General features: G+C 42.6%; 8 protein-coding genes and 3 pseudogenes. 4 read left to right on the top strand and 7 right to left on the bottom strand.

The window, feature by feature from the left end:
* Nucleotides 1-632: pseudogene (locus BGL89_RS17930) on the top strand (cytochrome P450); the annotation flags it as partial.
* Between the two features lie 155 nt (nt 633-787).
* A pseudogene (locus tag BGL89_RS17935) lies at nt 788-1,198 on the top strand (cytochrome P450); the annotation flags it as partial.
* 85 nt (nt 1,199-1,283) lie between these two features.
* On the opposite strand, the gene BGL89_RS17940 reads toward BGL89_RS17935, so the two are convergent.
* From BGL89_RS17940 to glyS, 7 genes are all read right to left on the bottom strand, one after another.
* Entirely contained in the window at nt 1,284-3,275 is a 1,992-nt protein-coding gene (locus BGL89_RS17940; RefSeq protein WP_286826898.1) for an ABC1 kinase family protein, read from the bottom strand.
* Nucleotides 3,276-3,577: 302 nt separating this feature from the next.
* Nucleotides 3,578-4,666 (bottom strand): glycosyltransferase family protein, encoded by a 1,089-nt coding sequence (locus tag BGL89_RS17945; RefSeq protein WP_286826899.1) that lies wholly within the window; start codon nt 4,664-4,666, stop codon nt 3,578-3,580.
* A gap of 74 nt (nt 4,667-4,740) precedes the next feature.
* Nucleotides 4,741-5,430 carry a retron system putative HNH endonuclease gene (locus BGL89_RS17950; protein ID WP_286826900.1) on the bottom strand — a complete coding sequence of 230 codons (690 nt, stop codon included), beginning with the start codon at nt 5,428-5,430 and terminating at the stop codon, nt 4,741-4,743.
* The gene (locus BGL89_RS17955; protein ID WP_286826901.1) at nt 5,427-6,785 is read right to left on the bottom strand and encodes an AAA family ATPase; all 1,359 of its coding nucleotides are present in this window, start codon (nt 6,783-6,785) and stop codon (nt 5,427-5,429) included. The genes BGL89_RS17950 and BGL89_RS17955 overlap by 4 nt, the downstream gene beginning before the upstream one ends.
* 127 nt (nt 6,786-6,912) lie before the next feature.
* Nucleotides 6,913-7,986 (bottom strand): magnesium chelatase ATPase subunit I, encoded by a 1,074-nt coding sequence (gene bchI, locus BGL89_RS17960; RefSeq protein WP_286826902.1) that lies wholly within the window; start codon nt 7,984-7,986, stop codon nt 6,913-6,915.
* An 83-nt stretch (nt 7,987-8,069) separates the two neighbouring features.
* Nucleotides 8,070-8,459, bottom strand: coding sequence for a hypothetical protein (locus BGL89_RS17965; RefSeq protein WP_286826903.1), 390 nt, complete (start codon nt 8,457-8,459; stop codon nt 8,070-8,072).
* A gap of 1 nt (nt 8,460) precedes the next feature.
* The gene (gene glyS, locus BGL89_RS17970; RefSeq protein WP_286826904.1) at nt 8,461-10,590 is read right to left on the bottom strand and encodes a glycine--tRNA ligase subunit beta; all 2,130 of its coding nucleotides are present in this window, start codon (nt 10,588-10,590) and stop codon (nt 8,461-8,463) included.
* Nucleotides 10,591-10,860: 270 nt separating this feature from the next.
* Here glyS and BGL89_RS17975 point away from each other — a divergent pair, with 270 nt between their 5' ends.
* Nucleotides 10,861-11,382, top strand: a complete 522-nt coding sequence (locus tag BGL89_RS17975; protein ID WP_286826905.1) for a DUF3122 domain-containing protein — start codon at nt 10,861-10,863, stop codon at nt 11,380-11,382.
* Nucleotides 11,383-11,410: 28 nt separating this feature from the next.
* Nucleotides 11,411-11,863, top strand: a pseudogene (locus BGL89_RS17980) (MiaE family protein); the annotation flags it as partial.
* Nucleotides 11,864-11,950 lie beyond the last annotated feature (87 nt).

Below are 11,950 nucleotides of genomic sequence, written 5' to 3' on the forward strand. Positions count from 1 at the left end.
TGAAGCGTCAACCCCGTTCAGCGACCACCCTAAAAAAGTGGCGTGGTGAGGAATCGCCGTCCGTTTTACGGCGGCGAGGATGTCAAATCCCTACGGTAGAAACAATTACCGCTCACTATTTAGAGCGTTGGCAAACCGCAAAAACCCTGTCATGGTATCCTGAATTAAGAAACTATACTCTCGATATCGCCTGTAAATTATTTGTCGGTCTTGACCAGGGTTCTGCTACCAAATTAGGAGAAGCTTTTGATACTTGGTGTGCGGGATTATTTAGCCTTCCCCTTCCCCTTCCCTGGACAGCTTTCGGCCAAGCATTACGCTGTCGAGAAGAATTACTGCAAGCGATCGAAACTATCATTTTAGAAAGACAAAAAAATGATGACCCAGGCCAAGATGCTCTTGGTATTCTTTTACAAGCTAAGGACGAAAACGGTCAAAGTTTATCCTTAGCGGAATTAAAAGATCAAGTGCTATTATTACTCTTTGCCGGTCATGAAACTTTAACCTCTGCTATCGCCACTTTCTGCCTACAAATGGCACTGCATCCCGATATTTTTCAGCTTGTCCTTGAGGAAATAACTAATTTTGATCTATCGACTCCTTTAAGCGTTGATACCCTCAAACAGATGACCTATTTAGGGCTTGCTGAATAATGGTAAAACCCTTTTAAAATAAAGCTTTTGACCTGTTAAAGTCCGATGTTAGTGCAAGAAAATAGGATAACTCCTGACTCCTGACTCCTGACTCCTGACTCCTACCACCACCGAAAAACTTTTTCAGCAGACCCTATTTAGATCGCGTTTTAAAGGAAGTTTTACGTTTTACTCCACCCGTGGGAGGAGGATTCCGTCGGGTAGTAGAAGACTGTCAATTTAACGGTTATCATTTGCCGAAAGGATGGGTGGTGCAGTATCAAATCACCAATACTCATAAAGATAATAATATTTATTCTCATCCTGAAACCTTCGATCCCGATCGCTTTTTAGCCGAGGAAAAACCCTACGGATATATCCCTTTTGGTGCGGGATTACGCGAATGTATTGGCAAAGAATTCGCTCGTTTAGAGATGAAAATTTTAGCCGTCCGTTTAGTAGAAAAATACGATTGGCAATTACTCCCCAATCAAGATCTCACCCTCACCGCTATCCCCACTCCCCATCCTCGCGACGGTTTACAAGTCACCTTTAAACCCCGATAAAAAAACTTTAAAAACAGTTTAGCGTTTTGCTCAGAGCCGTGAAATAAATTTCACGGCCTTTCGCTGGAACTAAGCTGAACAGAGGTTAATCGGCAGCGGGTAAAGCTTTCGATAATTCTCCATTTTGCTGATGATTTGGTGTATCGAATTCGAGAACTAAGTAACGAATTAAACGCGCTAGGGATTTTTGTAGCAAACCTTCAGCAATTTTTTGTCCCATCTGTTGGGTTTCGGGTTTAGCGATTAGTTTAGTCATCACTGGCACCATAGCCATGGCATCGAATCCTTTCGTTTCCTGTAAAATACTAAAGATGTTGCGAAGATGCTCAAAAGTCTTAGCATCACCTAATAATTCTGGGGGAGTTTCTTGCACCGCTAAACCCACCTGTTCCCGGAAATTAACCGTGAGATTAAACCAAGTGCGACGACCGAAGTTATCGAGAGCATTTACTAACTCATTCACTAATTTTTCGCGAATAAATATACCCCTATCTGAAAGGAGAAAATCTAGCGCTTGATCGGTGACTTTATCGAAGTTAAAATCATTAGAATCTTTAGCATTACGCAAGAGATTTTCTAAACGATTCCAGCGAAAAGTACCGTCTTTAAACAATAAATCCCGCAGGGAATCTCGCAACTCCGTGGAAGGATCGGTGAGCAGACGTTTCGCAATATAAGGATAGGCTTTGCTAAGTACCTTAAAATTAGGATCGATGCCAATCGCTATTCCCTCTAAAGTCACCATTGAGCGAATAATCAGGGCATAATAGGCAGGTACTCGAAAGGGAAACTCATACATCATCGCCGACATTTTATCGGTGATACTTTTAAAGTTTAATTCTGCCACACTCGCCCCTAAAGCATTACCAAAAACTTCCGAAAAAGCGGGAACAATTGGCTCTAAATTGGTAGTTGGTGACAGGAAGTCTAACTTAACGTAATCCTTGGCCAAAGACTCAAAATCCCGGTTGACTAAATGCACCACCGCTTCGATTAAACCGTAGCGTTGATAGGGTTCAATATTGCTCATCATGCCGAAATCAAGATAAGCTAATTTACCGTCGGGAGTCGCTAATAAATTACCCGGATGGGGATCCGCATGGAAAAATCCGTGTTCAAGTAATTGACGCAAAGAACACTGCACCCCCACATTAACTAAGTGGGTGGCATCAATACCCTGAGCTTGAATTTCTTTGATATTAGTTAATTTTGTGCCGTCCACCCACTCCATGGTTAAAACCCGTCGCCCAGTATATTTCCAGTAGATTTTGGGGATGTAAATTTCGGCAATGTGACCATAAAGTTGGGCGAATTTTTCGGCGTTTTGTCCTTCGTGCAGATAATTAATTTCTTCAAAAATACGAGCGGCTAATTCGTCGGTAATTGCCACTAAATCGGAGCGAAGTCTTTTAATATTACCTTTCACCCAAGTCGCCAAACTACGCATGATATACACATCTAAAGTTATACAGCGAATCAAATCGGGACGCTGTACTTTAACGGCGACTCTCTCTCCGGTTTTTAATTTACCTTTGTAAACTTGTCCTAGGGAAGCAGCCGCTATGGGATTGGGGGATAATTCTGCGTAAATTTCCTGGGGAGAATAACCTAATTCTTCCTCGATAAAACGATAGGCAATTTCGTTAGGAAAAGAGGGTATTTGATCCTGGAGAGTGGTTAATTCTTCTAAATATAAAGGCGGTACTAAATCAGGCCTGGTAGAGAGAGCTTGACCGATCTTAATATAGGTGGGTCCCAATTTGGTCAACATTTCCCGCAATTGTACGGCCCGTCTAATTTCATTTTTTGGCGATTTTCCCTGCAGTTTATCCCACCAGATACCGATGACAAAAGATAAAACCGGTAGGGCAATTTCGATTAATCTCCCCACAACGTCTAGAGGTCGCCCACGGTAATAGTCGTTAATCACTTGGGGATTGTAGCGCCAACTCTCGGCTACGTTGTCATCCATGGGGCCGATATCTTCCCGATGCTCTTCGGGAATATGGACGGGCTGCACTTCAACGGTAATCGCTTCTGGGTTTTGCGTCTCTGGGGAGATCATCTGTTCGGACATAGTTCGGTGACGGGGCAGGGTGATTTGTAAACTATTGTAACAAGTATCGGCTTTCTGCCCGATCTTGTTTCTGTCTCCCTAGTTCTATGCTCAGGTTCGCCGTCAACTTTCCCCTGGTTATCCGTATTTTTGACGATTTCGAGGCTGATACTGCCCTGATTATCCTGAACGTAGGTGTCAAAAAATAGCGCGGTAATTTGGCTGGTTTCTAGGACTTTGTTAAATAAACTAGGGTCTGCTGACCGATAACTCAATTCACCGCTAATAATCAGAAGTTAAATTAGCTAAGTTAATCATTAATATTACCTCTCAAAGTATTCTACAATAGCTCTCGCTATCGATTCTGCACCATCTTTAGGCAGTTTAACCTTTAATCGTGGCGGTTGGGGGGCTTGCCGTAAAAAGTCCCAATTACCTTGAAAAAATTCTTCGCTGCTAATAATTTGATGATAACTATAATCTTGGATTCCAGCCAATAAAATCGCTGATTCGGCGAAACCTTCTCGAGTGAGGGAAACAATCGGAACCTCTAATTTTAAAGCCTCGGCAAAGGTACTATATCCCGGTTTGGAAATAATTCGATCGCACAGGGGCATAAAATCCACGGGACGATAGCTCCGATCTGGTTTATCCTGTAAGCGGACTAAATTGGGCAATTCGGGCGCGTTTTTTTCAAAAGTGATAAATTGCCAATCGGGAAAACTGGCGAGTTTATCATAGGGAATTGCTTCTAATCCTAACCCACCAAAACTCAATAAAATAGTTTTTTCTTTAGGGGCATTTAGCTTAAATTCCTGTCGCAATTGTTCTTCACTGTAGCGGGGTGTACCTCCGGTTAAACCTGCCTCGCTAACGTGAGGAAATGCTGTCATTGCTTCTGCTAAAGGCAGTTTAAATAAGCGATCGCATTGATTATAACAACGACTAATCCAATCACTAATACTGGCGAATTCTTCACCCCAATCACGATAGATAAAATCCCAGCCAAAGTTACCAATCATCCAACAAGGAAGCCCCGTACTTTTGGCAATTAGTGCCGCTAAAGGCGGTAAATCGGCCACAACTAAACCGACACGATTAGTTTTAATAAAATTAACTTCACTGGCAATAATTGCCCTTGATTGAGCAATTATTTGTTCTAATTTTTCTTTAGTAGCTAATTTATCCATCGTTAAACTATCCGATTGGATTACCCCCACATCAAACCCCCGGTGTCTTTGAATATATTCTCCTGATATGTAGGAATCTAATAACCAGCGCGGAGCAGTGGTGACTAATATCGGCAAAATTTCGGGATTAAGTTCAATAACATTAGCTACTACCGAAGCAGTGCGGACAGCATGGCCAAAACCATGATTAGTAACGGCAAAATAAACAACAGGACGAGACATAAATATCAAGTAGGGTGAGAATAATAAGCGAGAAATTTTGTTTTTTAGACTGTAGATAATAATTACCCTTAATTTTAGGGAGGCAAATGAGGCAGGATATAAATACTAGCAAAAGCATAATATTCCGCCTCTGGTTGACAAGCTTCTTGCAGTAAAGATAAAGCCTCCGAGTCTCCTTGTTTTGCTAAACGTAATAATGCTAACAACTTTTTAATATATTGACTACGATGGTTGATTAATTCTTTTCGTCCACGCAGACCATTGAGATCAAAAATATGTTCAACAATTGTACCACGTTGATCTCGACCATAAACACTGGCTAATTTTGCCATTTCATCCCAAACAAATGCCAGATGTGTATTCGGATCGGTTACTCCATCCGTGGGATCTATTAATAGAGGATTTCCCGTGATATCATCTAGAGGAAAATTTGTGCCTTTGTGATTGGCATCATTACATTTATCACAAGAGAGAAGTAAATTTTTCCAAGTAAAAGTCAGATCAGGATACTGGCTTTTTGGATAAAAATGTTCGATCGCTCCATAGGTGACAACTGTAATTTTGCTTTCACAGTAAGCGCATTTCCCATTAAACATTTTAACTAATGCTTCTTTAACTTCCCGATGACCATATTTATTTTGTGCTTGGTTAATTTGAGCTTTAGTTGCCTTGTTGTTTGATTGTATTAATTCTAAAGCCTCTAGCCAACGAGCGGCATTTTTAGCTAATACGGGTGGCTCTGATATTCTCGTTACAGGAATCAAGATAAACGCTCCTCTAGTAAGGCATCAATTCGGGATTCTAAACTATCAGGTTGACTAATTTCGCTAAAGGGTTTAACTTCTTGAACAAATAATGACAGTTGTTCATATTCTTGCTTTTCTTCTGCTGCCAGATTTTTATTTTTACGATTTAGTTGGTGGTAACGCTTAATTTTATTTTCTGTCTCAGTGGGATAGGTTGATTTCAGACCAAAAGCAGCACTTGTTAAAGTACGATCAACATTGGCGGCTAATTCTAAATAAGGAACTTCTACAATCTGCAATTCACCCTCTACCAGATCGATTCGTAGGGTTAAAGAATTTTCCCCTGCACCGGCAGCGATTAAAGGACTATGAGTAGCAACAAAGAATTGAAGCTTGGGAAAAACTTCCTGTAACCATCCAGCAATTTCCCTTTGCCAAGAGGGATGTAAATGAATATCTAACTCATCGATTAAGACAACTCCAGAAGCTTCTGTGGGGTTATCTAGATCGGGGAAGGATTGTAATAATCGCCAAATTAAATCCCCGGCTAAAGCAATCATACTCCGAAAACCATCCGATAAACTAATGGTTGGAACTTTTTGACCGTTAACTAGAAACTGAATCAAGCCATCGGCGGTTACTTCAGCAATTTCTACATTACCGGGTAACAGTTTAGTAATTGCTTCTTCGCCGATTTTTTTCATTTGTTTGGCTTGACTATCTTCAGGATTTTTGGCTATTCGATAATCTAAATACACCATCCATCTCTCAAAAGAACTTAAAGATGTATCCTCATGAAATTGGCTGAAAAAGTTGCTAGAGCGTTTCGGGGGTTCAAGACTAGGAATGATCACTTGACTCACTCTTGTCAAACGACGGAAAGCTCCATAACCGACGGCAAACCAACCCTTATTATCGGAGGCAAAAGCATTGGCGCGCAACCAACTTAAAACTTTGCTATTTGCTTCGATTAATGCTGGCTCTGTATAAGTTTGTTTGTCCTTACTTCCTCCCACCTCTAACCTTTCCGTGCCTGTAACAAAATAGGAATAAGAAAAACTTTGTCGATTGCCAAATTTTCCCGTATCCCCCTCTTCTTGATGAAGCACTGCGGTTAATTTACCCGGTGTTTTAGGATTACATATCCAACCAGTCGGACGTGGTAATAATTCTTTGGCTGCTTCTGGTCCCGCGAGCAGCAAAGCTAAAGCCTGTAGAATCGTGCTTTTTCCTACTCCATTTTCTCCTAATAAAGTGATCCAATGGTAAGGTCTAGCTCGCCAACGACGTTGATTATTAGGATTACTAATAAATTTAATCTCTTGATTCTGGAAGCATTTAATGTTTTCGAGTTTTATACTTTCAACCCACATCGACATTCCCCCAGAGAATAACAGCGATCGATAAAATTCTAGCTTATCTGGCCACATCTAGCCCTTTTTGGCCTTCATCTCTAAATCAAGTAAAAAACCCTCTCTTCGCAGAGAGGGTGAATTAGATTTAGGAATTTTCCTCTAATCCAAAGACGCGATTAAAAGCTTTCAAGACTTTATAACCAGAATCGATCGATTCTAGCGGATCTTTCCGCAAACGGTGACGTAAACAGAGAACAATTACCCGACGGATATCATCTACCGTCACAGTTGTCCGTCCTTCCAAAGCGGCCAGAGCTTTAGCGGCGCGATTGGTAACGATATCGCCGCGCAATCCATCCACGTCCAACTCGGAACAAACCTCGGAAATTTTCACCCGCAGATCATAATCAAGCTCCACAGAAGGCAAAAGATTCTGGGCCTCCACTAACTTTCTTTGCAGTTCTTCCTGTTCTAAGTTATATTTCTCTAAAAACGAGAGAGGATTGCCATCAAATTCCGCACGCTGTTCCACGATTTTGACCCGTAGAGGTGGTTCTTTGACGGTGTGAATCTCGGCGTGCATTCCGAAGCGATCGAGCAGTTGTGGGCGCAATTCTCCCTCTTCTGGGTTGCCCGATCCCACCAAAACAAACCGGGCCGGGTGACGGATGGAAATTCCTTCCCGTTCCACCGTATTCCAACCACTAGCGGCCGAATCCAATAGCACATCGACGAGGTGATCGTCAAGTAAATTGACTTCATCCACATAGAGAATGCCGCGGTTAGCTTTGGCCAGCAAACCCGGTTCAAAAGCTTTTACCCCTTCTGACAGGGCCTTTTCGATGTCAATTGTGCCACAGACCCGATCCTCCGTCGCACCGAGGGGCAGATCTACCATAGTGACTTTTTTCTTGGCAATGGCCAACGGGATGGCCTCGTCCACCCTTTGCCGCACCTCATCGCTCATTAAATCGGGATCATTGGGGTCAGAATTAAAGGGATCGTTAGCAACTACGTCAATTTCCGGTAAAAGGTCAGCTAAAGCCCTAATTGTGGTGGATTTTCCCGTACCTCGATCCCCCATAATCATCACCCCGCCAATTTTGGGGTCGATGACGTTGAGCATTAGGGATAATTTCATTTCTTCCTGGCCGACAATAGCGGTGAAGGGAAAAACCACGCGGCGAGTTTTCGGAGGAGCTTGGGGAGTCACGGTCATAAGTGGATTCAAAAGTCAATAGTTTTTGAGTAAAGAATTATATCTAGTGGGGATTCTAGCCGTCAGCTTTCAGCAAAGCTTTATTATTGTAAGTCTTTTTTCCTGCTTTTTAAGATCCAGCGCCAGAGGGGATGACCCGGCCCTTTGGCCCGAATTTTCCGCACCTGTTGCTCTAAGCGCAGTTTTTCTCTGGGGGAAAGTCCTAAAATAATATTGCGACTTTGCCAGACTAACACTGCTCCTGTAATGGCAACACAAAAGGCTAGACCGATAGAAGCCCAGTAATTGAAAGCTAAAGCATATCTCACGGCTGTCCAAGTAAAATATTGCCGCATTAAAGCTATATCATCCCATAAAACCCATAAACTCGCCGAACCAATCACTAACCAACAACCCAACACGAATAACCAACGACCCCATACCGTCAGTCGATGTAATCTTTGGACTTGTTGCTGTAGTTCAGAATCGGCCATTTCAGTTGACAATTGCCCCAAAATCTGCTAGGACTCGCGCGTGATTTCGCAGTAAACCCAAGAGATTTAAACGATTGCGACGGACAGATTCTTTTTCTGCCATGACTAACACACTATTTTCGCCATCAAAAAAGTCAGCCACCAGGGGAGAAATTGCTGTTAAAGCAGTGACAAGACGCTGATAATCTCTTTGCTCTCTTGCGCTGATAGTTTCGGGAATTAGGGCAATTAAAGCGTCATAAAATGCTGGTTCCGAGGATTGTTCAAATAACTCCGTATCGATGATTGCCTTGATTTCTAGGGTAGTTGTATCTAAATCTCCTTTTTGTGCCAAACGGGTCGAGCGATTGACGGTTTCATAGATGTTGGCTAACTGACCATCCTGACGAATTTGGGATAAAAAGCGAGCGCGTTCACGGGTATCTAATAAATTTTCCAGAGCGCGAGACTTATACTCTGGATCGTTTTCCCCTAAAACTGCATTAACGAGATCGTAATCTATCCTCAAATCATCAATTAAGAGAGTTTGCAGACGTTGTAAAAAGAAATCTTTAATCAGATTGACTGGGTTGGGTTTATCGGGATGACTGGTGACAAAATCCTGAGCTATTTGCTCAATTAATGCCAAAAGATTGATATTAAAATCGGCTGACCAGATAATACTAATTATTGCATTGGCAGCCCGACGGAGAGCGAAGGGATCAGAGGAACCAGTGGGCAGCATTCCCAGTCCAAAAATACCGACTAAAGTATCTAAGCGATCGGCAATTCCCACCACTTGACCGGTGATTGTTTCCGGGAGTATATCCCCAGCATTGCGAGGCAGATAATGTTCAAAAATGCCCCGAGCAACTACAGCTGATTCACCGCTAATTAAAGCATATTTTTCGGCCATTACTCCCTGTAATTCGGGGAATTCGTAAACCATTTGGGTAACTAAATCCGCTTTACAAAGCATGGCAGTGGACTCTATATCACTGCGACTTTGTTCATCGAGATTTAACTGTTCGACGATCATCTGGGCAATTTCCATAATCCGATCGACTTTATCGCGCATGGTTCCCAATTCTTCTTGGAAAGTGACGGTTTCCAGTTGGGGAAGGAAACTATCTAAGGGTTCATCACAATCGGCAGTATAGAAAAATCTGGCATCCGCTAACCGCGCGCGGATAACCCTTTCATTTCCTGCGGAGATAATCTCAGATTTCTGGGGATCACCATTGGAAATAGTAATAAAATAGGGGGACAAACCCTGGGGAGTTTTGACCGGGAAATAACGCTGATGTGTCACCATCACGGTAATAATTACTTCTGAGGGTAATTCCAGAAATTCATCGTCAAATTTGCCGACAATTGCCGTGGGATATTCGACTAAGTTGGTCACTTCTGCTAATAAATCTGCGGGAATTTCTGCCACTCCCTCCAGTGTTTTGGCTAGGGTGGTAATCTGATCGGTAATTATCTGTTGACGCACTTGCGGATCCGCTTCCACAAAAATCGATCGCAAACTGGTTAAATATGCCTGGGGATGACTAATGGCTAGGGATTGCGGGTGTAGAATGCGATGACCAAAAGTTAATCGAGCGCTGGTTAAAGTGGTAGAGCCATTAATTAATTCTAGGGGTAAAACTTCCCCATCAACTAAAGTTAATAACCAACGAATTGGCCGGGGAAATCTTAAGTCTCCATCTCCCCAACGCATAAAACGTCTTCCTTCCAAACGGGTAATCCATTGGGGAATTAATTCAGTTAAAATCTCGGCTGTTTGACGACCGAGAATCGTTTTTTCAATATAGACAAATTCTCCTTTGTCTGTGGCGCGAATTGAGAAAGCAGCGGTGCTAACTCCCTGTTTTCGAGCAAAACCCTCACCAGCGGGGGTAATTTTGCCATTTTTGTAGGCGGCACTAACTGGCGGTCCTTTTATCTCCTCGCTGCGAGCTTCTTGATCCGTCGGTAATCCTGTGATTAACACGGCCAAACGGCGCGGGGTTCCGTAAACTTGAATAGCAGTCGCATCTAGAGATTCCGTCTCTAAACTCTTGCTAACTCTTTCCTGCAATTGTGCGATTGCGCTATCGACAAAATCTGCGGGTAGTTCTTCTGTACCGACTTCCAGTAAAAAATCCATCTGATTGATTGGCCGTGTTTATGCTTCACCGATCATCTAGGCTATCACAGAAGCCGTGTCCTTAGTTTTTGAGCAGCTGTACTGCATTTAAACTGCATATTGGAAATTTTAGTACAAATGCTCAAACTTCCTCGACCTAGCTCTGGCGCTGCCCACTCTCCTATCCCTTTTAAACAGTATGTTAGTATAACTATATGGCGATACAATTGCATTAGCTTGGCTAAAGGGACAAAGTTGCTATCATATTTTATCTGTTATGTCAATAAAGTTATGAAACGATTTCTATTATTATTTTGTGTTCTCGTGAGTTTTTTGCTGTTTATCAGCTTTGAGATTGATTTTTCCTTGTCTGCACTAGCTCTAACTCGACAACAGCTAGAAGGGCCGGGGCAGCTGTTGTATCAATCCCGTCATAGTTTGCGCGATGATACAGGTAGTGCTTGGCAGGTGGTGTTGTTCAAACGAATTAAGGATGAGGAAACCCTAGAAATTAGTTTGCGCTTGGTGGGATTTCCTGAAGGGATTGAGTTTCTGCATGGAGAAAGATTGACGATAACGACAGCTAAAGGCGAAATTTTAGCGGCTAAGGATGCTTTTGCCGAAAAATCACCAGCAGCTAACGTCGGTCAATACGAGATGCAGGATATCTTACCGCAGCTACCCGTTACTGAAGCGATCGAACTTTCCCTACCCCTAGAGGCTCCCCGTCATCTTAACATCCCGATTCCTGTACTTTTAGAATGGCAAAGTCTGCTTTTTTCGGCAAATGTTCGACTTTTTGGGTTAGGGTGAAAGATGCAGCAAATTGGAATCAGCGACGATGGGAAAGATTAATTTATTAGTCAGTGCCACCTCTGAGGATTGGATAGAACAGGCAATTAATAATTTAGGGATTATTCTGCTCGATCATTCCCATTGTGAGCGAAAAGCGGCAGGAGTGGCCTTAAATCTCATGTTTCGTTATCCTTCCTACGCTTCCCTCGTGCGGAAATTAACAGCGATCGCACAAGAGGAATTAGAACATTTTGAACAGGTAAATCAATGGTTAGATAAATGGGGAATTCCCCTTGCTCCCTTGAATTCTCCCCCTTATGGTGCTAAATTAAAGGCGCAGATTCGTCACCAAGAACCCGATCGCCTTTTGGATTCTCTGTTAATATCAGCTTTAATCGAGGCGCGTTCCCACGAAAGATTGGGTTTATTGGGAGAATATTGTCCCGATCCCGATTTAGGCAAATTTTATCGCAGTCTCATGGCTTCCGAAGCGCGTCATCGAAAATTTTGGGTCTGAAACCCCGTCGTAGAACGACGGCTTTACTGTTAAATACTAGCGCATTTACCAAATATATGCTAAAATGTG

This window comes from Microcystis sp. LSC13-02, from assembly GCA_002282935.1.
GTDB lineage: Bacteria > Cyanobacteriota > Cyanobacteriia > Cyanobacteriales > Microcystaceae > Microcystis.

Bases quoted from the DNA above. Each gene is read 5' to 3' on its own strand.
- BGL89_RS17940 (WP_286826898.1), bottom strand. From the start codon at position 3,275: ATGTCCGAACAGATGATCTCCCCAGAGACGCAAAACCCAGAAGCGATT.
- BGL89_RS17945 (WP_286826899.1), bottom strand. From the start codon at position 4,666: ATGTCTCGTCCTGTTGTTTATTTTGCCGTTACTAATCATGGTTTTGGC.
- BGL89_RS17955 (WP_286826901.1), bottom strand. From the start codon at position 6,785: ATGTGGGTTGAAAGTATAAAACTCGAAAACATTAAATGCTTCCAGAAT.
- bchI (WP_286826902.1), bottom strand. From the start codon at position 7,986: ATGACCGTGACTCCCCAAGCTCCTCCGAAAACTCGCCGCGTGGTTTTT.
- BGL89_RS17965 (WP_286826903.1), bottom strand. From the start codon at position 8,459: ATGGCCGATTCTGAACTACAGCAACAAGTCCAAAGATTACATCGACTG.
- glyS (WP_286826904.1), bottom strand. From the start codon at position 10,590: ATGGATTTTTTACTGGAAGTCGGTACAGAAGAACTACCCGCAGATTTT.
- BGL89_RS17975 (WP_286826905.1), top strand. From the start codon at position 10,861: ATGAAACGATTTCTATTATTATTTTGTGTTCTCGTGAGTTTTTTGCTG.